This window comes from Chitinophaga vietnamensis (assembly GCF_902167635.1).
GTDB lineage: Bacteria > Bacteroidota > Bacteroidia > Chitinophagales > Chitinophagaceae > Chitinophaga > Chitinophaga vietnamensis.
The window spans coordinates 378,459-400,932 of record NZ_CABHMS010000005.1 but is presented as its reverse complement, the minus strand read 5'-3'; the positions used below and the strand labels follow the sequence as shown (position 1 = coordinate 400,932).

Sequence of the window (22,474 nt, the reverse complement as noted above, 5' to 3'; positions counted from 1 at the left end):
AGGTCATCACCTCCGCCCTCATGGCTTTGACTTATAACTTACTGCTTATTGCAGTACTTCTTCCAGTTTTTTCTCCAGGGCATCGCCACGCAGGTTTTTGGCTACGATCTTGCCTTTCGGATCGATCAGCACGTTTTGCGGGATAGCGCGGATGCCATACAACTCGGCAGCGGCGTTTTTCCAGCCTTTCAGGTCGGAAACATGCGTCCAGGTGAGGCTGTCGGCGGTTACGGCAGCCTGCCATTTCTCTCTCTTATCATCCAGCGATACGCTCAGGATATCGAAACCTTTATCTTTGAACTTGCTGTAAGCCTTTACTACATTGGGGTTTTCAGCCCGGCAGGGGCCGCACCAGCTGGCCCAGAAATCCACCAGCACATATTTGCCGCGGAACGAAGCCAGCGACACATTTTTACCACTGGCATCTTCCTGTGAAAATTCCAGCGCCGGCTGACCTACAGCCGTTTTCTTCGCGGATTCCAGCCTTTTGGCGAACTCCTTGCCAGAGGGAGAGCTCTTCGCTTCCTTGCTCAGCTTCTTATATAAATGTGTTACTTCTTTAGGATCGATTTCGTAACCCGCTACCTGGTTCAGCACATACATCGCGATGGGCGATGTGTGATTGGCTAAGAGGAAATCGCGCTCAATCTTTTTCTCTTCTGCATCCAGCTCATCGAAGCGAGGCTCAAGTTTCTTGATGCCCTCTTCATCTTTCCTGGCGGCCAATTCACGGTATTCTTTCTGCAAAGCGGCAGCCTTGGTATTTACATCTTTCAGCTGGTCGTTCAGTTTTTTGAAATCATCGCTGGCTTTGGAACCTGATACAGTAGCCTTGCTGATAGAATCGGTAGTGGTGATGGTGGTGATGCCTTTGTCGAGGAATACCGCCAACATATCGCGGCCCATGGAAACGGATTTGTTACCTCCTTGTTGCACCAGCATCAAACTGGCCATGGTAGGCTCTTCCAGGTTACCGTGCAAAACGAATTTGCCATCTTTTACTTCTGCGCTGTCCGTAACGCCTTCACCGGCTTTACGCATGCGGATGAATATTTTAGCCGGTTTCTGTTGTTGGGAAATAGTTCCCTGTATGGTGAACGGCTTGCTGGCATTGGTGGCTTTTTTATCCTGGGCAATGAGCATTGCCGGCAGCAATAAAGCGGCTCCTGCAATCAATTTTTTCATTGAACTCTCTTTTTATACAGATATCAGTCAGCAAATTTGAATATTCAGGCGATCAATATCAACCTGATTTTGATAAACGGCTATTTCAGCACTTCTTCCAGCTTGGCTACCAGCTCTTCGCCGCGCAGATTCCGGGCAATGATCTTGCCTTGCGGATCTACCAGGAAGTTAGACGGAATGGATTGAATACCATACTGTACGGCCACCTCGTTGCCCCAACCTCTCAGGTCGGATACCTGTGTCCATGTCAGTCCGTCCTGGCTGATAGCCCGCAGCCAGCGCGCACGGTCATTATCCAGGGAGATACCGAGGATAGTGAAATTTTTATCTTTATACTTGTTGTAAGCCTGTACCACATTAGGATTTTCCTGACGGCAAGGACCGCACCAGCTGGCCCAGAAGTCCACCAGCACATACTTACCGCGGAACGACGACAGTTTCACCAGCTGCCCTTTGGCATCTTCCTGTGAGAAGTCATCGGCAGCGATGCCCACTGCATTCATCTTCATGCTTTTTATATAGGCGGTTACTGTCTGGCCATATTTGCTGTCTTGTACAGATTTATCCAGCCCGGCAAACAGCTGTTTGAACTGCTCCGGCTCTACCCTGCCTCTCAGCTCATTGAGCATCAGCCACAGGCTGGCAAGGCTTTTCGGGTGCTGCTTTACAAAGTCGACACCGGTTTTGGTCACTTCATTATTGAAATCCTCTGCTTTCTTTCTGAAAGCGGTTTTGGCGGCCTCGTCTTCACCGCTGATGCCTTTTGCTTCAGTATTCAGCGCCTGCGCCTTTTTTATCAATGGCTCAAATGCTTTCTGGTATACCTGCATCGCTTTGGTGTTGTCATTGCCTTTCAGCTCGGAAGCAATGGGAAAAGTAGCGGCACTGGTCACAATATGAATTGGTTCCTTACCGGATACGAACAGCATCGGGTAGTTCACATCTTTGAGGATCAATGCATATACAGACGGCACTTTGCCGGCCTTCACAGAAAAGCTGAACTCATCATTCCTGATCACAGTAGAGTCGTCAGGGTTATTGTCCTCATCATCAAACAGGTACAGGGTTTTACCGCTCCCCCCTTTTACCACGCCCGACACCACTTGCTGGGCATGCACACTTACCGACAATACCAAACTGGCGGCTACCAGGAAAATCTGCTTCATTTTGAAAAATTTTTAAGACGTAATATAAGGAATTATGGGCATAGGAGGTTGTCTTGCTCAGGATTATACTGATTGAAAGGATTATCAGGATTTTTTTTAATCAGATTAAATAAGGATTCGCGAAGATCATATCGAATTGATCTTTGCGAATCCTTTTTAATTTTAATTAATCCTGGTAAGAAAATCCTGATAATCCTTTCAATCAGTATAATCCTGAGCAAGACAACCTCCTATTTATGCCGCTTCTCCAATACCTCAATTACATTGGCCAGGATGAAGCCTTTGGCTTGTAACAGGATCAGGTAGTGGAAAAGGAGGTCGGCGGATTCGTTGAGGAAGAGTTCATCGTTGTTGTCTTTGGCCTCTATGACGAGTTCTACAGCCTCTTCGCCTACTTTCTGCGCTACCTTGTTGATGCCGCGTGCAAACAGTTTGGAGGTGTAGGAACTTTCACTTGGATTGTTCAAACGATCGGTGATGATGCCTTCGAGCTTGAAGAGGAAATCGTTGCTCACATTTTTTTCATCCCAGCAGGTGTCGGCGCCGGTATGGCATACAGGGCCGGCAGGACTGGCTTTGATGAGCAGGGTATCGCAATCGCAATCCACTTTTACATCTTGTACATAGAGGAAGTTACCGCTTTCCTCGCCTTTGGTCCAGAGGCGTTGTTTCGAGCGGCTGAAGAAAGTCACTTTTTTTTCAAGGAGGGTTTTATCCAGCGCCTCACGGTTCATATAACCCAGCATCAGCACTTTTTGAGTAGCTGCGTCCTGGATCACCGCGGGCACAAGGCCATCAACGGATTTTTGAAAATCAATCTGCATATATGCTGGTTTCAGGTGTCATTAAAAGCGCACGTTCACTCCTTTCTGGTACAGGTAGTTTTTGAGCGCAGGTATTTCTATTTCTTTATAGTGAAAGATGCTGGCAGCAAGGGCTGCGTCGGCCTGGGCCTGTTCAAATACTTCGGTGAAATGCGCCATGGTGCCTGCCCCGCCGGACGCGATCACCGGAACGTTCAGGTGCTGCGACAACTTGCCGGTGATGTCCAGTGCAAAGCCCTGTTTGGTGCCGTCATTGTTCATGGAGGTGAGCAATATCTCGCCGGCGCCGCGGTTCACCGCATCTTTTGCCCAGTCGTAGGCCTTCGTGTCTGTTTTCACGCGGCCGCCATTGAGGTATACGTACCAGTCGTCGCCTTCGAAACGCGTGTCGATGGCCAGCACGATGCACTGGCTGCCAAACTCCTTTGCCAGACTGTCGATCAGCGCGGGATTGTTGAAGGCAGCGGTATTTACAGATATCTTGTCAGCGCCGGATTGCAGCAATACGCTCACATCTTCTACAGAAGAGATGCCGCCACCTACGGTAAACGGGATATTGACATGCCTGGCAATGCGTGTAACCAGTTCCGACAATGTTTTTCTTCGTTCATTCGTTGCCGTTATATCGAGGAACACCAGTTCATCGGCGCCCTGTTCGGCGTATAAAGCGCCCAGCTCAATAGGATCGCCGGCATCACGGATATTTTCGAAATTGATGCCTTTCACCGTGCGACCGTCTTTGATATCCAGGCAGGGTATGATACGTTTGGTGAGCATACGTCGTGTTTTATAAGAATGATTTTAATTCGGCCATGCTGATCCGCCCTTCGTAGATAGCTTTGCCGATGATTACGCCATTACAGCCGATCTCCTGCAAGGCCGCTACATCACCAATATTGCTGACGCCGCCGCTGGCCACAAAGTTAATGCCTGCAAATCTTTCGATGATCTTTTTATACAGATCAACAGATGGCCCTTGCAGCAGGCCGTCTTTCGCGATATCGGTGCAGAAGATATTATGCACGCCTTTGGCAATATTGCCTTCCAGGAAGTCGAATACCGACAGCTCCGTGGTTTCCAGCCAGCCGCCTACCGCGATCTTTTCTTCCTTTACATCAGCGCCGAGGAATATCTTTTCTGCGCCATATGTTTTGAGCCAGCTGAAAAACAGTTCGGGCGATTTCACCGCTACGCTGCCGATGGTGGCCAGCGCCGCGCCACTTTCAAAAACGATTTCAAGGTCTTTGTCCGTTTTGATACCGCCGCCAAAGTCCGTTACCAGTGTGGTTTTTCCGGCAATCTGCTCCAGCACTTTCCAGTTCGCTACTGCGCCTTTTTTGGCGCCGTCCAGGTCTACCAGGTGCAGGCGGCGAACGCCCAGCGCTTCAAACTCTTTGGCCACTTCCAGCGGATGCTCGTTGTATACTTTCTGCTGGCTGTAATCGCCCTGTGTGAGGCGAACACATTTACCATCGATGATGTCGATGGCAGGTATGATATCGAAAGATTGCTTCATATTATTATTTGTCAGCGGCAGCTCCATGCGGATGAAGGAGATCCCGCATTTTTGAAAATAGTCGCCCTTGCGGATATAGCCCAGGCGCTCGTAAAAAGAAACGGCCGTATCGCGGGCATTACACCAGAGCAATTTGATATGCTCTTTTTGACAGATGCCTGCGATATGCGCCAGGACGGCCTTTCCATAACCCTTGCCCTGGCAGGCGGGCAGCGTAGCCAGCTTACGGAACTGCGCTTCTTCTCTCCCGATAAAAAGCGATACCACCGTCACCAACTGCCCCGCTTCAAACACGCCGAAATGTAAGCCATCCTCATCATGGTCTACCTTCACCACTTCCAGCGTTTCGTTCGGGTATAATACATCTCTTCTCAGCTGTAGCGTATCATCTGCACTGATCCTGCGTATATTCATCTCACAAGTTCAAAAAATTCTCAATAATCTTCGATCCTGCTTCAGCGGATTTCTCCGGGTGGAACTGCACGGCGTAGAAATTATCTTTCTGCAAAGCGGAACTGTAGTTGATCACATAATTGGAGATGGCCACCGTATCCGCGCCCAGCGCGGCGTAATAGCTGTGCACAAAATACATGTAGGCATTTTCCGGTACATGCTCAAATATCACGCTATGCAGGCCGGTGATGTTATTCCAGCCGATCTGTGGTATCTTCAACAGGTTCTCTACCGGTGAAAGGAATTTCTTCACGTCTGTATCAAAGATGCCCATGCAGGCAGTATCATTTTCTTCAGAGTAGCGGCACATGAGCTGCATGCCCAGGCAGATGCCCAGCACCGGCTGTTGCAGGTTTTTGATCACCTGGTCCAGCTTTCTTTCTTCGAGGTAACGCATGGCCGTACTGGCCTCACCCACGCCGGGGAAGATCACCTTGTCGGCAGACAGTATCTCCTCCTTATCGTCGGTTACGATACCGGTAACGCCTAAACGCTCCAATGCAAATTGCACGGAGCGGATATTGCCGGCGTTGTATTTAATAATCACCGTTTTCATGCTATTGATTTTATCTTACGGACGATACAAACTTTTTCACAGTATCTTCAATGCCCTGGCCGTTTTCCAGCGCTTTCACAAAAGCGGTTCCGATGATGGCGCCGTTTGCATAGGCAGCGGCGGCATCAAAGGTAGCTTTATCCTTGATACCGAAGCCGATCAGCACCGGATTTTTCAGCTGCAAGCCACGCAGGCGCTCAAAGTAAGCCCGCTGGTCTTTCATATCCTTGTCTTTACCAGTGGTAGAGGAAGATGATACCGCATAGAGAAAGCCTTTGCTGAGGCTATCCAGCTGGCGGATGCGGGCATCGCCGGTTTCCGGCGTAACGAGGAAGATGAAGTGCAGGTTATACTTTTCAAAGATACTTTTATATTCCGTTTCAAATTCGGCCATGGGCAGATCTGGCAGGATGATGCCGTCGATACCGGTTTCCGCGCATTTTTTACAGAAGGCCTCCACCCCGTAGCACAGCACCGGGTTAAGATACCCCATGAGTATAACGGGAACGGATATACGATATCTGAACCCCTGTAATTGTTCAAACAGCTTGTGTATGCTCATACCGTTCTTCAGCGCGCGGGTGCTGCTGTCCTGTATCACGGGGCCGTCGGCCAGGGGATCGGAGAAAGGCATGCCCAGCTCGATGATATCCACCCCGCTGTTTTGCAGGGCGGTCATTACCGGCAAAGTATCGTTGAGTTCAGGAAAACCTGCGGTGCAATAGATATTCAAAACGCCATGTTGTTTCCTGGCAAACAGTTCATCTATACGGTTCTGCATAATCCATTTTATTTTTTCATGTGACGGATATAAGTATCCAGGTCTTTATCTCCGCGGCCGGAAAGGCATACCACCACTACATCATCTGCGTTGAGGGTAAGGTCTTTCAGCTTGGCCAGCGCATGTGCTGATTCCATGGCGGGGATGATGCCTTCGAGCAGGCTCAGTTCATAAGCGGCGGCGAGGGCTTCATCATCGGTGGCATCGAGGAAGGTGGCACGTCCTGTTTCATAGAGATGGGCATGCATGGGACCTATACCGGGATAATCGAGGCCCGCTGAAATAGAGTGCGGCTCTACGATCTGGCCATCGTCTGTTTGCATGAGCAAGGTTTTGCTGGCATGGATGATACCGATCTTGCCCAGCTGCGTAGTAGCGGCGGAGAAGCCGCTGTGTACGCCTTTACCACCAGCTTCTACGGCGATGAGCTTTACATCTTCGGCGTCGAGATAATGAAAGAAGGCGCCCGCAGCATTGCTGCCGCCGCCGATACAGGCTACAATATAGTCTGGGTGGGCATTGCCGGTTTTCTCCAGCAACTGCTTTTTCATTTCTTCGCTGATCACCGACTGGAAACGCGCTACCATATCAGGATAGGGATGCGGCCCTGCGGCGGTGCCGAGGATGTAGTGGGTATTTACCGGATTGTTGATCCAGTCGCGGATCGCTTCGTTGGTGGCGTCTTTCAGGGTGCGGCTGCCGCTGGTGGCGGCTACCACGGTGGCGCCGAGCATCTTCATGCGGGCCACATTGGGCGCTTGTCTTTCAATATCGATACTGCCCATGTACACCATGCACTCCATGCCCATAAGGGCGCAAACGGTGGCGGTGGCCACCCCGTGCTGCCCCGCGCCGGTTTCAGCAATGATACGTTTCTTGCCGAGGCGCTTTGCCAGCAGTATCTGGCCGATCGTGTTGTTGACTTTATGCGCGCCGGTATGGTTCAGGTCTTCCCGCTTTAAATAGATCTGCGCGCCATATTTTTCAGACAAACGTTTCGCAAAATAAAGCGGCGACGGACGCCCCACATAATCGCGCAGCAAGGCTTCAAACTCTTGCTGGAAACCGGGCTCGCTGAGTATTTCGAGGTACCTGCGCTGTAATTCTTCTACATTGGGATACAGCATCTCAGGGGTATAAGCACCGCCAAACCTGCCGTAGTAGCCATTTTCATCTACATGATACCTGGATTTGCTGTTGTCGATCGCAATGTCCATGATCTTTATTTTAATATTGATGAATGAATCTTTTTTACAAATTGTTGCACGGCCTGGATGTTCTTCACACCCGGACTGTCCTCAAACCGGCTGTTGATATCCACGCCAAAAAGCGCGGGTAACTGCAAGCGGCTGATCTCTTCTTCCTGGCCCGGGGCGATGCCGCCGCTCAGCAGGAAGGGATGCTCGTAAGGATATTGCGCCAGCAGCTCCCAGTTGAAACGGTCGCCGGTGCCGCCGTAACCCTTTATGGAGGCGGTATCGAACAGGAAGTAATCGGTAACGGGTATATAAGGCGCCACCTCTTTTTCCCAATTAACGGTATCGCCTATACGAAACGCTTTGATCACCGGTATCGTCTCGCGGATGCTGGCGCAGAATGCGGGCGTTTCATCGCCATGCAGCTGCACCAGGTCGAGCGCATAATCGCTGACGGTGCGCAGCACCAGTTCTGCCGGCGCATTCACGAACACGCCCGCTTTTTTGATGCCGCTGGTTTCGCGTACGGTGCGGGCATCGATGCGGTTACCGGCAAAGCGCGGCGATCGCTCATAGAAGATAAAACCGGCGAAGTCCACGCCATTGTCTGCCAGCGCTTGCAGGTCGCTTGCTTTTGTTATGCCGCATACTTTGATGTGCATCATCGTTGGGATAAGGTATTTAATTCCTGTACAAAATTTTCAAATGCGCGGGCGGGATCTTCCTGCCGCATAAAGTGTTCGCCTATCAGGAAACCCTGGAAGCCGGCGGCTTTCAGCGTTACGATGGCAGCGGGATCATTGATACCGCTTTCGGCCACTTTCAGTTTACCGGCAGGTATCTTGGGCGCCAGTTCGCAGGAGCGGTTGAAATCCACCTGGAAGGTCATCAGGTCGCGGTTGTTGACGCCAACGAGATGCACATGATCGCTTACTTTTTCGAGTTGTGGCTCGCTATGTACTTCGAGCAGCACTTCCAGGCCGAGGTTGTGGGCGAAGGTAGCGAGATGCTTTACCGTAGCGGCATCCAGGCATTCGGCGATGAGCAGTATCACATCGGCGCCGATGGCTTTGGCTTCCAGTATCTGGTATTCATCTACTACAAAATCTTTCCGCAGGATCGGTATCTGGTTGAAGCTGCGCGCCTGTTGCAGGTCGTCGGAAGAGCCGCCAAAATATTTCTCATCGGTGAGCACGGAGAGACCGGAGGCGCCATAGCGTGTATACGCCGTCGTTACCTGCTGTACGGTCGCTTCCCCGTTGATCAATCCTTTGGAAGGCGAGCGGCGCTTGAATTCCGCGATGATACCGGTTTTGTCCGGCTGCTGCAAAAAGTGGCGCAGCGATAGCGTTTCGCGGCCGAAGAGCGGCGCCTGCCGCAAGTCGGCGGCGCTGCGCTGTTCCTTGCGGGCAGCCACTTCCAGGTGTTTATGTGCTACTATTTCTGCCAGGATATTCTTCATGATTGTAATTCGATCAGTTTCTTGAATGATTGATATGCCTTACCGGATTCGAGCGATTCCACTGCGGCGGCAAAACATTCGTCGTAGCTCTTATGCTTGCCCAGGCTGTAAAGGCCCATGGCGGCATTGGCAAATACGACGGAGTTCTGTGCCCAGGTGCCCTCGCCTTTCAATATCTTCATAAATATCTTCGCTGCTTCTTCCGGCGTATTACCGCCGTAGATATCTTCCGGATGCACTTTGCGTTTACCCAGCTGTTCCGGCGTCCAGTCCTGTTCTCCGGCATTGGTGATCACTTTGGTATCAGCGGTGAGGGAGATCTCGTCATAACCATCCAGACTGTGAACGATCACAAATTTTTTGTCTGTTTGTTGGAAGAGATAATTATACACCCTGGCCATTTCCAGGCTGTACACCCCGATGAGCTGATGCTGTGCAAAAGCGGGATTCACCAAAGGACCGAGCATGTTAAAGAACGTGCGGATGCCCAGCTGGCGGCGGATACCGGCTACATTCTTCAATGCCGGATGAAAGAGCGGCGCATGCAGGAAACAGATGCCGGCTTCGTCCAGTTCTGTTCTCAGCTTGGCATCATCGTTCTTGAATTTATAGCCTACCAGCTCCATCAGGTTGGAGGCGCCGCTCACAGATGATACGCCGTAGTTGCCGTGTTTGGCCACTTTAGCGCCAGCGCCGGCCACCAGAAAGCACGACAAGGTAGAAATATTAAAGGTATTTTTTGCATCGCCGCCGGTGCCTACGATATCGAGTACGTCGTACCCATTGAGGCGTACGGGCACACACAGCTCCAGCAGGGCATCGCGGAAGCCCAGCAGCTCATCGATGGTGATGCTGCGCATGAGGAATACGGTCATAAAGGCTGCCAGCTCGCTTTCGTTGTACATGCCTTTGGAGATGCTGATCAGGATTTCTTTGGCAGCATCGCGACTGAAAGTTTTATGTTCGAAGAGATAATTGAGTATCTTTTTCATGATGATAATTAGAATGATCTGAAGAATGAGATAAGGATGAAATACAGCAGCATACTACATTTCCAGCCAGTTCCTCAATATCTGCTCTCCATCGGGTGTGAGCACGCTCTCCGGATGGAACTGCACGCCGCTCACATCATATCTGGTATGTTGTAATGCCATGATAAAGCCTTCATCGTCTTTGGCGGTGATCACCAGTTCGGCAGGTAATGTTTTTTCATCTACTACCCAGGAGTGGTAGCGGCCTGCCTGCATATGCCGGGGCATATTTTTAAACAGGCGTCCTTGCTCTGCAATCACATTCACATTGGTGGCTACGCCGTGGTATACTTCTTTCAGGTTGATGAGCGAAGCGCCAAAAGCCTGTCCGATGGCCTGCTGACCGAGGCATACGCCAAAAATGGATTTGGTAGCGGCGTATTCCTTTATCAGCGGCAGCAGCAGTCCTGCTTCTTCCGGGATGCCGGGGCCAGGCGAAAGAATGATCTTGTCGTAGTCATTCACTTTCTCCAAAGGGATCTCGTCATTGCGTACCACGGTCACTTTCCCGTTGATGATCTTTTCTACGAGATGTACCAGGTTGTATGTAAAGGAGTCGTAATTATCGAATACCAGGATGTTCATGTCAGATTTTTTGTGCCAGCAGAATGGCCTGTTTTAAAGCATTGAGTTTATTATTCACTTCTTCCAGTTCTGATGAAGCCACGGATTTGGCCACCACGCCGGCTCCTGCCTGATAGTACAAGGTGTTCATCTTGCTGAGGATGGAACGGATCATGATGGCGTGGTTGAAACGCCCATTGAAGCCTACCGCACCGATACAACCGCCATAGAAGCCGCGGGCCGTGGGTTCCAGCTCATCGATGATCTGCATGGCGCGGTATTTTGGTGCGCCGGAAAGCGTGCCTGCCGGGAAAGTGGCTGCCAGTAATGAAAACGGGTTCAGCGAAGGATCTACTTTTCCACTCACTTCACTCACCAGGTGGATCACATGTGAATAGAACTGTACCTGCCGGTATGATTCCACCTGTACTTCCTGCGCATTGCGGCTGAGGTCATTGCGGGCGAGGTCTACCAGCATCACATGTTCTGCGTTTTCTTTGGGGTCCTGCAGGAGTTTGTCGGCCAGCAGTTTATCCTGCGCATCGTCGCCGGTACGGCGGAAAGTGCCTGCTATCGGGTGGATGGTGGCTTTGCCATCGCGGATAATGATCTGTGATTCCGGTGAGGAACCCATTAATTTATAATCGCCGTAATCGAAGAAGAAGAGGTAGGGAGAAGGGTTGATGGAGCGGAGGGCACGGTATACGTTAAATTCATCACCGGTGAAAGATTGCTGGAAGGCTCTGGAGAGAACGACCTGGAAAACATCTCCGCGGAAACAGTGTTGCTTGCCTTGTTCCACCATCTGCATATATTCCGCATCGCTCATATTGCTCTGTTCTTCTCCCACAGCGGTGAACGGGTATCCTGGCGAGTCTTTGTGGCGAATAATGGATTCTATCAGTTCAAATTCACTGTCGATGCCTTCTACCTGGTTCTCGCAGAGATAAAGTTCATCTTTAAAGTGGTTGATGGCGATCACATATTGATAGAACCGGTATCGCATCAGGGGTATGGTATTACCGTTCTGTTTATCTTTATTAAATTCTATCGTTTCAAAAAACTGTACCGCGTCGAAAGTGGTGTAGCCGAAAAGGCTTTGTGCCAGCGGAACGGCGGCATTGCCGCTGAAGCTGAACTGGCCGAGGAACTTCTCTATTTCGCCCAGTACGCTTTCCCTGCTTTTGAGCTGTTTCTTTTCCACAGGCAGGTTGGGATACTTGAATTCGAAGTTGCTGGTAGAAGTAACTTCGATGCCTGCAATAGGTTTGATACCGATGTAGGAGAAGCTGTTTTCACTGGCCCGGTAATCGGTACTTTCCAGGAGGATGGTGCCCGGAAATTTGTCGCGCAGCCGCAGATAGATACCTACCGGCGTAAATACATCCGCCAGCATCTGTTTGGATCTCGTTTTTACTTGAATGGTACGCATGATGTGTTATAATCTTCCTTTGGGTGAAGTGGTATATTGTTAAAAGGGCCCTGATAAAAAGCCGAAAGGCCCGCTGTGTAACAGCGAGCCTTTCAATTATATTTCAAGACGAAACATGGCACTGTAACACAGATCAGGAATTGATTCCGTGCCACCACCAATGTTTGTTATTTGTCATGATATTTTGCATAGCGAGAACAAAAGTGGGAATTTTTTCTAAAAAACACAAATTAAATTTTGGGATTTTTGAATTTCTTGATTTACGGATTTAAAATCCTCAAATCCTCACATCCTTACATTCTCACATTCTCAAATCCTCACATCCTCACATTCTTAAATTCCTAAATGACTCCCTTGGTGGATGGCAGCTGCATCCTGTAGGGGTTGCGCTTTACGGCCATTTTGATGGCTTTGGCAAATACCTTGAAGATGGCTTCTATCTTGTGATGTTCATTTTCGCCTTCCGCTTTGATGTTGAGATTGGCCTTGGCCCCGTCTGAAAAGGATTTGAAGAAGTGGAAGAACATCTCTGTAGGCATCTCCCCTATCTTCTCCCGGCGGAAAGTGGCATCCCATACCAGCCAGTTACGGCCGCCGAAGTCGATGGCTGCCTGTGCCAGGCAATCGTCCATGGGCAGGCAGAAGCCATAGCGCTCGATGCCGCGCTTGTCGCCCAGGCCCAGCGCGATGGCTTCGCCCAGGGCAATACCGGTATCTTCAATGGTATGGTGCTCATCGATGTGCAGGTCGCCTTTTGCAGTGATGTCCAGGTCAATGCCGCCATGCCTTGCGATCTGGTCCAGCATGTGGTCAAAGAAGCCCAAACCCGTGTGGATATTGGCTTTGCCGGTACCGTCCAGGTTCAGCCGGATGGTAATATCGGTTTCATTTGTTTTTCGTGTATGCGTTACCGTTCTAAGCCCCAGTTTCAGAAATTCGTAGATACGGTTCCAGTCGGTGGTTTCCAGCGCGATCACTTCTGCCAGTGCGGCGGCGGTGTCTTTCACTTCAGCGTTGCCCAGCCCGGTGCCTTCATTGAGCCAGATGGCTTTGGCGCCCAGGTTTTTGGCCAGCTGCACATCGGTGATACGGTCGCCGATCACAAAGGAATTGGCCAGGTCGTACTCATCAGAGAAATATTTCGTGAGCATACCGGTGCCCGGCTTGCGGGTGGGGGCATTATCTGCCGGGAAGCTGCGGTCAATGAACACTTCAGAGAAATATACGCCTTCATTTTCGAAGGCTTTGATGATCATATTTTGCGCCGGCCAGAAGGTGTCTTCCGGGAAAGAAGCGGTGCCGAGGCCGTCCTGGTTGGTGACCATCACCAGCTCATAATCCAGCTCCGCGGCGATCCTCGCCATGTTCACAAATACTTTCGGGTAATATTCTATTTTATCAAGACTATCAATCTGGTAAGTAGGCGGTACTTCCCTGATCAAGGTACCATCGCGGTCTATAAAGAGGACACGTTTCATGCGGATACGGAAGTTTCAGTTTTTGGTTGATAGGTTTTTAATGCGTCCAGCAGTTGCAGGTTTTCTTCCGGCGTGCCTACGGTGATACGCAAGCAGCCCGCGCACAGCTCCACTTTGGAGCGGTCGCGCACCACGATACCTTTTTCTACGAGATATTGATAGATGCCTTTGGCGTCGGTTGTTTTGGCGAGTACGAAGTTGGCATCGCTGGGATATACCTGCGTTACCTGCGGAAGCGCTTCCAGTGCGGCAGAGAGCAGGTCGCGCTCTATCACGATCTCACGGATCCATTCATTCACACGGCTTACATTTTCCAATGCCTGCAAGGCCAGTTCCTGCGTAGCCTGGCCAATATTATACGGCGGCTTCACTTTATTGAACACGTTAATGATCTCTTCGCCCGCAAAAGCCATCCCCACGCGGAGCGCCGCCAGTCCCCATGCTTTCGACAGGGTTTGCAACACCACCAGGTTAGGATATTCTGTCAGCTCTTGTATAAATGTTTTCTGGCGGGAGAAATTGATATAGGCCTCATCCACCACTACAATCCCGTCGAAATTATTCAGCAGCAATTCAATATCTGCGCGGTGGATAGAGTTACCGGTGGGATTGTTAGGAGAGCAGATGAATACCAGTTTGGTATTTTCGTCGATGGCCTGTTGCAGGCCGGCAATATCGAGCTGAAAATCTTCGGTGAGACTCACCTTGCGAATGATCGCATCGTTAATGTGCGCGCTCACTTCGTACATGCCGTAGGTGGGCGGGCAGAGCACTACGTTATCCTTACCAGGGTTGCAGAAGGCGCGGAAAAGCACGTCTATGGCCTCGTCAGAGCCATTGCCGATGAAGATGTTTTGCGGCGGCACGCCTTTGATGTCTGCCAGTTTGTATTTCAGTTTCCATTGCATCGGATCGGGATAGCGGTTGTAATTCACCGGCAGTGGCGATCCGAAACTGTTTTCATTGGCGTCCAGGAAAATGGAGGCCTCTCCTTTGAATTCATCCCTGGCCGACGAATACGGCACCAGTCTTTTTATATTCTCCCTAAGCAGGGCATCAAGATTGAACATTGATTGTCGGATTTTTTGATTTACGATTTTTTGATTTGTGCAGATCAGCTTCAATTTTCAAATTCTCAAATTCTCACATCCGAAAATTCCTCAATCTCACTGTTACTGCGTTCTTGTGAGCGTCCAGGCCTTCTGCGGCGGCCATCGCCTCGATGGTAGCGCCTATCTGTTGCAGGCCTTCGCGGGATATCTGCTGGAAGGTAATCTTTTTCACGAAGCTATCCAGCGATACGCCGCTGTAGGCGCGCGCATAGCCATTGGTAGGCAAGGTATGATTTGTGCCGGAAGCGTAATCGCCGGCGCTTTCAGGCGTATAATTACCCAGGAATACCGAGCCTGCGTTGGTGATATTATCCGCGATGTTCAGCTCGTCCTTACAAGCCAGGATCAAGTGTTCCGGCGCATAGGCATTGAGCAGGTCCACGGCTGTTTTCATATCTTCCACCAATATCATACGGCTGTTGGCCAGCGCGCCGGTGGCAATGTTTTTACGCGGCAACTGATCCAGTTGTGTTTGCAAAGCTTTTTCCACATCGCTGATCACTTTTTCAGATGTCGTCACCAGCACCACCTGGCTGTCGGGCCCGTGCTCTGCCTGTGAGAGCAGGTCGGCCGCCACAAAATCTGGCACGCAGCTATCATCCGCCAGCACGGCCACTTCCGAAGGACCGGCAGGCATATCTATCGCAACGCCGCTTTTGTTGACCAGTTGCTTGGCGCAGGTCACATACTGGTTGCCCGGGCCGAAGATCTTGTACACCTGTGGCACCGATGTAGTGCCAAAGGCCATGGCGCCGATGGCCTGCACCCCGCCGATGGTGAACACCTTTGAAATGCCCACCAACGCTGCGGTGTAGAGGATGGCCGGATGCACTTCCCCTTGCGCATTGGAAGGCGTGCATAATACAATTTCTTTACAACCCGCTATCATGGCCGGTATACCGAGCATGAGGATGGTGGAGAACAATGGTGCAGAGCCACCGGGGATATACAAGCCTACCCTTTCGATGGCCACAGATTTGCGCCAGCATTGTACGCCGGGCATGGTTTCTACGATGCGCGGCACTTCCTGCTGTGCGCGGTGGAAGGTCTCGATATTTTTTGCCGCCTGCTGGATGGCCGCTTTCAGTGCGGGTTCCAGCGAATCTTCTGCCTTTGCAAAAGCGGAAGCCGGTACTGTAAAATCAGTGAGCGTTACCTTGTCAAATTCCGCGGCATAGCGGCGCACTGCCTCATCACCATTGATGCGCACGTCTTGCAGGATGGCGCCCACCTTTTGTTCCAGGGTGGAGGTATCCATGGCAGGGCGCTGTAGCAGCGTGTTCCAGGTGTTGATGGCAGGATATTTTATGATTTGCATTGTCTCTTTTCGTTTTTATCAGATCACCATTTTTTCGATGGGCACTACGAGGATGCCCTGTGCACCGGCGGCTTTGAGGCTTTCGATGATATCCCAGAATTCATTTTCGTTGAGCACAGAGTGAACAGAGCTCCATCCGGCTTCCGCGAGTGGCAATACGGTCGGGCTTTTCATGCCGGGCAGCAGGCCAATGATCTCGTTGAGTTTTTCGTTCGGTGCGTTGAGCAGGATGTATTTATTGTTCTTGGCTTTCTTCACCGCCTGGATGCGGAAGAGCAGCTTTTGCAGCAGCAGTTCCTGTTCTGGTTGCAGGCGGTGATTGGCCGCCAGTACGGCTTCTGATTTCAGTACGGTTTCTACTTCTTTGAGGCCGTTCATGAACAGCGTGGAACCGCTGCTCACCAGGTCGCAGATAGCATCTGCAAGGCCAATGCCCGGCGCAATTTCCACGGAGCCGCTGATCTCGTGGATCTCTGCGGTGATGTGGTTGCGCTGTAAAAATTCAGATACGATCACCGGGTAGCTGGTGGCAATGCGGGTACCTTGCAAATCCTTTATAGTACTGTATTCCATTGATTTCGGCACTGCCATGGAAAGGCGGCATTTGCCAAAGCCGAGTTTCTCCACCATATTCACCTGCTTCTTTTTTTCCAGCACCACATTCTCTCCTACGATGCCGATATCTGCTACACCATCTTCGATGTATTGAGGAATATCGTCATCGCGCAGGAAAAATACTTCCAGCGGGAAGTTACTGGCTTCTGTCTTCAGCTTGTTGACACCATTGTTGATGTCGATGCCGCATTCTTTCAGCAGTTTGATAGAATCATCGTGCAGGCGGCCTGATTTCTGGATGGCGAGTTTCAGTTTCATCTTAAGGTACAAATAAAAAAAGGGCTTACCTCTGCGGTAAGCCCTTGATGGTGATCTAATATGGTGATTTTACACACGATCATCCCAGCCTACCGGTGCGGTAAGTATGATGGTGATGATGGATATGTATGTTTGTAATCATAATTGTCGGGTACAAAATTAGCAACTATCCCGAGAAATCAAATTTAATTTTCTGTAAACGAAATTTTTTTTCTGCCGGCTTGATAAATTGAATATAAAAAAACTTCCATGCGATAGTTTTTACAGTGTCCGGGCCGATCTATTTGATATCCTGTCAATTAGCCTGCTGTCGGCTATTTCGGCTGAATAGCCTTTTGCAAATGATCTGTTAATCTATTTTAAAAACTAATAAATTTAGCTTTACTTTGCTAATAATATTAGCAATCATAAAATGATAGTATATGGAAGCTTTGAAGTTGAGTGACGCCTCCCCTGTCCTGGATTATCAGGAAGAAACCATTGATCTGAACAGGATACTCCACGCCAACCCCAACACCTCTTTTGTTACCCGCGTAAAAGGCGATGGTATGATCGACGCCAACATGCCTGATGGCTGTATGGTAGTAGTGGACCGCTCTATCCGGCCGGCCACCGGCGATATTATTGTAGCCGCCCTGGACGGCGAATACACGGTAAAGCGCCTGGTAAAAGCCGGCCGCAACTGGGTGCTGCACCCGGAAAATTCTTTTTATAAGCCCATCCTGATCACTGATGATATGGACTTCCAGGTATGGGGCGTAGTAACAGCCGTTATTGTAGACCTGCGTAAATAAGGCGATATGCACAATCCGCTGGTTCTACTGTCACCGCAAACGATCCATGTATTGCTGGATCAGGGTTACACATTATTTGTGCGACAGACGTATCCGCCGGGGGCCGCCCCTGCTGTGAAAGAGTCGCTGCTGATCACACCCTACAAAGATATCGGGGAAGCCAACCTCCATTTCCAGCATATCCGCTTTGATAAAAGAAAATATATCTATGAATCACACCGTCCGGAAGAGATGGAAAAACTTTTCGTAGCGGCCTCACAGCCGCCAGGGTACCGCGTTTACACCGGATGGCTGAAAGATAAACGCTGGAACCCGCCCAAAACAATGCGTTCGCAGGTACGCCGCTATCTCGCTGCACGTACTAACTGGCAAAACGGCGATCTCGTGAATGCGGAACTATACCTGCATTACGGCGAACTCTTTCTCTCCCTTCAATATAACCAGGAAGACATCAAAGTCCCCCTGACAGCACTCTCGCGGATGTAGCCTTAATAAGGGGCAGCACCCTTGAAGCGCTTAAAGCGCTTCAAGGGCTACTCCGCCTGAATATCTTTCTCATTCACGATATGCTCACCTGTGGTATCTTCCAGCGCGCCATACTATTGATACGGCTGATCACTTTATTCAACATCCCCAACCAGGCTTTATCGTTGAAGAAAAACCCGTAAGTAAAAATGAAGATGACTTCAAAGCCGTATATCATCATAAAAATATAGATCCCCAAATGCAAGGCGATGCCACAAACAATAATAGGCACGCGTGTTTTCCTGAACCATACCAATGCCGGGAAATACATTTCTACCAGCAGTGTGAAGTAGGTGGACAAGGTTACAAAGTAACCGTTTTTCACCAGCAGGTCGTTCCAGGGTGTGCCTTTAAAGCGCGCCAGGCTGAGTATGTAGTAGGTAGCAACGCCATTGAACCACACATCTGCATGTATCTTGTGGAAGGCTGACCAGAAATACACAATACAAAAATGGATGGTCACCGCGCGCACTGCCAGGTTGGAAAACAGGTTGGACAAGCGTTGCAGGGTTTCGCTCCGGATACTGATTGCCCGGATACTGAAATATTCATAACTGTTGGCAAACACCATATACAGCACTACAAAGCGGAGGAAGTTATCGCCGCCGTTAAGTACCACATTGCACAAGCGCTGTATGGTTTCATAGAACAGAAACAGCACCAATGCTGTAAAATGCTTGCCAATGCCGAAGAGGTACAACATAATAATGAGCAGGTACATCACGATGAATGCCTGGTAGTGCTCGCGGATAAACATGCTTTTGATGCCCAGCAATTCTGTGAGCACGGTAGGCGTAGGCGATATAAAGGATTGCGGCCCGTAAAGAATATCGAGATAAGGCCATTGAAAAAAGATGGTTTTGGCAAGGTGCAGGCAGATGAACACCCTGAACACCGCCAGATAGAACGAGTAATTATTCTTTTTCTCCATGCGGATCATTTCCTGGTAGAGCGTCATAGCAGTGATTTTTATTTGTTAAATGAAAGGTAGTCGCTCATAAAAACCGCATCCTCCTTGCGTGGCGCGGATTCCGGCTCATTGCGCTCAGAGAATTTCGGCAGGTTGATACGGGTGATCAGCAGGCGCATTTCGCTGGCGGCGGTATCGATATTATTTTCCCGCGCTACCAATGCGCCATAATTGCTCAGGGTGAGAAAGGAGTTACTGTGCTGTATGTAGCTCCTGATCCGGATTTCTGCGGCAGTATCTGTGCCCGTTTTCTTGTTCATCTTTTGTTGATAGACCAGGTTGTTATGCAGCTCTGAAGACATATCGCTTACGCCGCCTACGTTTCCGGAGATGACGTAATCGAGTATTTCCTCATGCCAGTTGAAAGGCGCTTTCCGTTGCTTTTCCGCAGTGATATGTTCCAGTACTTCTACCACCTGTTGTTGCTTCGTTACTTTATTCCTGAATTCATAATACAGGCGCTCATCGAAGGTAGGCGGCGGTGCAAAGAAGCCCCAGCGCTGAAATAGCCAGAACTGGAAGGTCTGGCTTTGCGGATATAATTTCAGGTAAACGAAATTATCCGGCATCGTGAAAATGAAAGTCATCACAAAATATCCGATGAAGGATAGAAAGATGACAGGTCGTAGGTATCGCATAAAAAGATAGTTTAGAGGGAAGCCCTTGAAGCGCTTGAAGCGCTTCAAGGGCTGGATACCTTAGCCGCTTTTTCTTTAGCAATTAAGGTGTTTGCCCTTGAAGCGCTTCGAGCGCTTCAAGGGCTAATTTGCTAGTCGAGACGACTCATTTTACTTTTCACCATTTCTGCTTCGTTCAGCAGGCCAGGACCGGCTACTGGTCCGGATTTTACGATATCTGCCGTAGGGTAGTCCAGGATGGCAGTACGAAGCGCTGTGATGCGGACAATGTAAAGTGTGGGAGTAATCACATAAGTAGTAGGAATGGGCGTCAGATAGCTGGCGCTTTCCTGGCCAGGCACGATGGCGCTGGCTACCTGGTTGCTAATGAGCTTGCCTTTACCAAGCGCGCCGGTAGAAGAAGCATGTGTAAAGCTGGAGAGGGTAACAACTGTTACCGCTAAACAGGCCAATGCGGCTGTTTTAGCATTGAAGATGCATTTCATGAGCTGAAATTTTTGAGGTTATATAAATGTAGATATCAACAATGGAGTCAGCATAAGTTGGGGCTAGTGCTTTTGCTCAAAACTATTAACTGGGCTGACAATCAGCATATTGGTTATTTTATTTTCAGGGTTAATAATTTTTTTTCGATGAGGACAAAATTGCTGATTAATTTTTTGTCTGCCTATAGCTACAATGTTTAATTTATTCCTAATTTTAGCATGAAATTGTTTGTTCCCGTAGTGTTGACCTCAAAAAAGTAAATCCATGATAGCTGCAACCATCAAACGACTGCGGATGGAACGGAACCTTACGCAGGAATATATCGCACAGGAACTGGACATTTCGCAGAACGCCTATTGCAAACTGGAGAACGGACAGGTGAATATCACCATCGACAGGCTCGAAAAAATCGCCGGTATTCTTGGCACCCCGCTCGCCACACTGCTCTGTTGCACGGAAGCAACCGTCAATGACAACGCCATATGGCAGGAAATGAGAAGCGTGATCGGCATCCTCCATGAAGAATTACAGGCCAAACAAAAAACGGTAGATTCCCTGCTGGAAGTGATACAAACCCTGCGCGCCAACCGGCTATAACACCAGCGCCGGCAAGCCCTCGTAAGCCACCCGCGCCAGTACCGACTCATCGTCCGGTTTCACCTTCCGCACAGAATTTACCGGCCAGTAATCCAATGCGGCCGAAGGCAATTCGTATTGCAGCAATTCGCGTATATCCGTATCCGTTAGGTCCGGTTGCAGCCAGGACTGTGCCAGCTCATTGCTCAGCATCAACGGCATCCTGCCCGCATTATCGCCGCCATTGTGTATCTGCGCCATCAGCGCATTGGCGCTGCGCGTCAGTATCGTAAACGTTGGTATCCGCTCCGGCTTATCCACATCCCAGGAATTAGACAAAGCCCACAGGCCCGCCATAAAAAATACCTCCTGCTCTTTTTGGCTAATATAATAAGCTACCTTGTTCTTCCATCCCGGTATCTGCCGGTATTCAAAGAAACCCGTAACCGGCACCAGGCAACGCTGATGACGGATCGCATGCCACATCGTACCTGGCTCCAATACCTTCTCGCTACGCGCATTCAGAAATAACTGCCGTTGCTTCTTCACCTTCTCCATCGTATTCAACATCTTCGGAACAGGCCCCCAGGTAAAGGTTTGCAGCTCCAGGCCATCCCGGTTCACCACCACCGGCCATTGCGGAAACGACATCCCGATCTTGTGATAAGTAATGTTGAAATCTATATCCAGCTTCTTTTTCTTCAGGTCAGGGATCAACTTGAAAATACTTTCTATCCGGGAAGAAAAAGCAATATCGTAGCACATATGGAGATATTTGAATTACGACAAATATAATGATACCTACTGCTGAAGATAAGTAGGGGCAATAAAAAAGGCCATATTAAAAATATGACCTTTCATTTTCGTTGCCTGACCTGGATTCGAACCAAGACAAACAGAGTCAGAGTCTGTCGTACTACCGTTATACTATCAGGCATTATCGATTCAGGACCGCGAAATTATGACATTTCATCTAACTACCAAACTTTCATTCTTCTTTTTTGGAAAAAAATTTCACATTACCTTTATTTAGATATTCAAACGTATTATATTTTAATTAATTATGGAAGATGTTACCTTGCTTCTCCAACAGCGGCCCCTCTCCGCAGCAGAGATGCAACTCTTGCTCACAGCCGATCCATCCGAAACGCAGATCCTCGGATACCTGCCACAGTCCATCGTTTTCAGGCTCTGCAAACAGAACGATACCATCGGTATTTTAGTGATGGGCCAGCAGCCGGATCAAGCCGAAATCTTCAACATCGCCGTGGACGGGCGTTTGCAGCGGCGCGGCTATGGGCGGCAACTACTTGCCGCCGCCATCGAATGGGGCCGGGAACATCATCTTGACCAGATCACCATCGGCACCGGCAATTCCAGTATTGGTCAACTAGCCCTCTACCAGCAATGCGGCTTCGATATCTATGATATCATCTACCATTATTTCTCTGATCATTACCCCGAACCGATTATCGAAAATAATATCCCCTGCAAACACATGATACGTTTGCGGTACTTGATCAATAATCTGTAAATTG

The 22,474-nt window shown here is 49.6% G+C and carries 25 protein-coding genes and 1 tRNA gene; 4 read left to right on the top strand and 22 right to left on the bottom strand.

Going from position 1 to position 22,474, the window contains the following annotated elements:
- Positions 1–45: 45 nt before the first annotated feature.
- The 17 genes from FPG75_RS15950 to hisG all read right to left on the bottom strand — a co-directional run bounded on the left by FPG75_RS15950 (position 46) and on the right by hisG (position 16,947).
- Positions 46–1,185 (bottom strand): AhpC/TSA family protein, encoded by a 1,140-nt coding sequence (locus FPG75_RS15950; RefSeq protein WP_143307848.1) that lies wholly within the window; start codon positions 1,183–1,185, stop codon positions 46–48.
- 80 nt (positions 1,186–1,265) lie between these two features.
- Positions 1,266–2,351, bottom strand: a complete 1,086-nt coding sequence (locus FPG75_RS15945) for a TlpA disulfide reductase family protein (protein ID WP_143307847.1) — start codon at positions 2,349–2,351, stop codon at positions 1,266–1,268.
- A gap of 230 nt (positions 2,352–2,581) precedes the next feature.
- The gene (hisIE, locus tag FPG75_RS15940) at positions 2,582–3,175 is read right to left on the bottom strand and encodes a bifunctional phosphoribosyl-AMP cyclohydrolase/phosphoribosyl-ATP diphosphatase HisIE (RefSeq protein ID WP_143307846.1); all 594 of its coding nucleotides are present in this window, start codon (positions 3,173–3,175) and stop codon (positions 2,582–2,584) included.
- Between the two features lie 21 nt (positions 3,176–3,196).
- The gene (gene hisF / locus FPG75_RS15935) at positions 3,197–3,952 is read right to left on the bottom strand and encodes an imidazole glycerol phosphate synthase subunit HisF (protein WP_143307845.1); all 756 of its coding nucleotides are present in this window, start codon (positions 3,950–3,952) and stop codon (positions 3,197–3,199) included.
- 10 nt (positions 3,953–3,962) lie between these two features.
- Entirely contained in the window at positions 3,963–5,105 is a 1,143-nt protein-coding gene (hisA, locus tag FPG75_RS15930) for a 1-(5-phosphoribosyl)-5-[(5-phosphoribosylamino)methylideneamino]imidazole-4-carboxamide isomerase (RefSeq protein ID WP_143307844.1), read from the bottom strand.
- A 1-nt stretch (position 5,106) separates the two neighbouring features.
- Positions 5,107–5,700: an imidazole glycerol phosphate synthase subunit HisH gene (hisH, locus tag FPG75_RS15925; RefSeq protein WP_143307843.1), complete on the bottom strand. Its 594-nt coding sequence runs from the start codon at positions 5,698–5,700 to the stop codon at positions 5,107–5,109.
- Between the two features lie 10 nt (positions 5,701–5,710).
- Entirely contained in the window at positions 5,711–6,481 is a 771-nt protein-coding gene (trpA, locus tag FPG75_RS15920; protein ID WP_143307842.1) for a tryptophan synthase subunit alpha, read from the bottom strand.
- A gap of 8 nt (positions 6,482–6,489) precedes the next feature.
- Positions 6,490–7,698: a tryptophan synthase subunit beta gene (gene trpB / locus FPG75_RS15915; protein WP_143307841.1), complete on the bottom strand. Its 1,209-nt coding sequence runs from the start codon at positions 7,696–7,698 to the stop codon at positions 6,490–6,492.
- A 5-nt stretch (positions 7,699–7,703) separates the two neighbouring features.
- Positions 7,704–8,342, bottom strand: a complete 639-nt coding sequence (locus tag FPG75_RS15910) for a phosphoribosylanthranilate isomerase (RefSeq protein WP_143307840.1) — start codon at positions 8,340–8,342, stop codon at positions 7,704–7,706.
- Positions 8,339–9,139 (bottom strand): indole-3-glycerol phosphate synthase TrpC, encoded by an 801-nt coding sequence (gene trpC, locus FPG75_RS15905; protein WP_143307839.1) that lies wholly within the window; start codon positions 9,137–9,139, stop codon positions 8,339–8,341. Before trpC ends, FPG75_RS15910 begins: the two co-directional genes overlap by 4 nt.
- Positions 9,136–10,131 (bottom strand): anthranilate phosphoribosyltransferase, encoded by a 996-nt coding sequence (gene trpD, locus FPG75_RS15900; protein WP_143307838.1) that lies wholly within the window; start codon positions 10,129–10,131, stop codon positions 9,136–9,138. The genes trpC and trpD overlap by 4 nt, the downstream gene beginning before the upstream one ends.
- A gap of 54 nt (positions 10,132–10,185) precedes the next feature.
- Positions 10,186–10,755, bottom strand: coding sequence for an anthranilate synthase component II (locus FPG75_RS15895; RefSeq protein ID WP_143307837.1), 570 nt, complete (start codon positions 10,753–10,755; stop codon positions 10,186–10,188).
- A gap of 1 nt (position 10,756) precedes the next feature.
- Complete coding sequence (locus tag FPG75_RS15890) at positions 10,757–12,166, bottom strand: anthranilate synthase component I family protein (RefSeq protein ID WP_143307836.1); 1,410 nt, start codon at positions 12,164–12,166, stop codon at positions 10,757–10,759.
- Positions 12,167–12,507: 341 nt separating this feature from the next.
- Positions 12,508–13,644, bottom strand: coding sequence for a bifunctional histidinol-phosphatase/imidazoleglycerol-phosphate dehydratase HisB (gene hisB / locus FPG75_RS15885; RefSeq protein WP_143307835.1), 1,137 nt, complete (start codon positions 13,642–13,644; stop codon positions 12,508–12,510).
- Positions 13,641–14,714 (bottom strand): histidinol-phosphate transaminase, encoded by a 1,074-nt coding sequence (gene hisC / locus FPG75_RS15880; RefSeq protein ID WP_143307834.1) that lies wholly within the window; start codon positions 14,712–14,714, stop codon positions 13,641–13,643. Before hisC ends, hisB begins: the two co-directional genes overlap by 4 nt.
- 73 nt (positions 14,715–14,787) lie before the next feature.
- Complete coding sequence (gene hisD / locus FPG75_RS15875; protein ID WP_143307833.1) at positions 14,788–16,074, bottom strand: histidinol dehydrogenase; 1,287 nt, start codon at positions 16,072–16,074, stop codon at positions 14,788–14,790.
- 18 nt (positions 16,075–16,092) lie between these two features.
- Complete coding sequence (gene hisG, locus FPG75_RS15870) at positions 16,093–16,947, bottom strand: ATP phosphoribosyltransferase (RefSeq protein WP_143307832.1); 855 nt, start codon at positions 16,945–16,947, stop codon at positions 16,093–16,095.
- 422 nt (positions 16,948–17,369) lie between these two features.
- Between hisG and FPG75_RS15865 the strand changes: the two genes are divergently transcribed.
- Positions 17,370–17,741 carry a LexA family protein gene (locus tag FPG75_RS15865; RefSeq protein WP_236652808.1) on the top strand — a complete coding sequence of 124 codons (372 nt, stop codon included), beginning with the start codon at positions 17,370–17,372 and terminating at the stop codon, positions 17,739–17,741.
- A 6-nt stretch (positions 17,742–17,747) separates the two neighbouring features.
- Entirely contained in the window at positions 17,748–18,227 is a 480-nt protein-coding gene (locus FPG75_RS15860) for a hypothetical protein (RefSeq protein WP_143307831.1), read from the top strand.
- 73 nt (positions 18,228–18,300) lie between these two features.
- Here FPG75_RS15860 and FPG75_RS15855 read toward each other — a convergent pair whose 3' ends face one another.
- From FPG75_RS15855 to FPG75_RS15845, 3 genes are all read right to left on the bottom strand, one after another.
- Positions 18,301–19,224, bottom strand: a complete 924-nt coding sequence (locus FPG75_RS15855) for a hypothetical protein (protein ID WP_143307830.1) — start codon at positions 19,222–19,224, stop codon at positions 18,301–18,303.
- A gap of 11 nt (positions 19,225–19,235) precedes the next feature.
- Positions 19,236–19,874 carry a hypothetical protein gene (locus tag FPG75_RS15850; protein WP_143307829.1) on the bottom strand — a complete coding sequence of 213 codons (639 nt, stop codon included), beginning with the start codon at positions 19,872–19,874 and terminating at the stop codon, positions 19,236–19,238.
- Between the two features lie 131 nt (positions 19,875–20,005).
- Positions 20,006–20,359, bottom strand: a complete 354-nt coding sequence (locus tag FPG75_RS15845) for a hypothetical protein (protein ID WP_143307828.1) — start codon at positions 20,357–20,359, stop codon at positions 20,006–20,008.
- A 265-nt stretch (positions 20,360–20,624) separates the two neighbouring features.
- Here FPG75_RS15845 and FPG75_RS15840 point away from each other — a divergent pair, with 265 nt between their 5' ends.
- Positions 20,625–20,957 (top strand): helix-turn-helix domain-containing protein, encoded by a 333-nt coding sequence (locus FPG75_RS15840; RefSeq protein WP_143307827.1) that lies wholly within the window; start codon positions 20,625–20,627, stop codon positions 20,955–20,957.
- Here FPG75_RS15840 and FPG75_RS15835 read toward each other — a convergent pair.
- Entirely contained in the window at positions 20,952–21,701 is a 750-nt protein-coding gene (locus tag FPG75_RS15835) for an SOS response-associated peptidase (protein ID WP_143307826.1), read from the bottom strand. The genes FPG75_RS15840 and FPG75_RS15835 overlap by 6 nt on opposite strands.
- 101 nt (positions 21,702–21,802) lie before the next feature.
- Positions 21,803–21,873, bottom strand: a tRNA-Gln gene (locus tag FPG75_RS15830).
- Positions 21,874–21,999: 126 nt separating this feature from the next.
- Here FPG75_RS15830 and FPG75_RS15825 point away from each other — a divergent pair.
- A complete protein-coding gene (locus FPG75_RS15825; protein WP_143307825.1) occupies positions 22,000–22,470 on the top strand; it encodes a GNAT family N-acetyltransferase in 471 nt (156 codons plus the stop codon).
- The last annotated feature ends 4 nt before the right edge of the window (positions 22,471–22,474 follow it).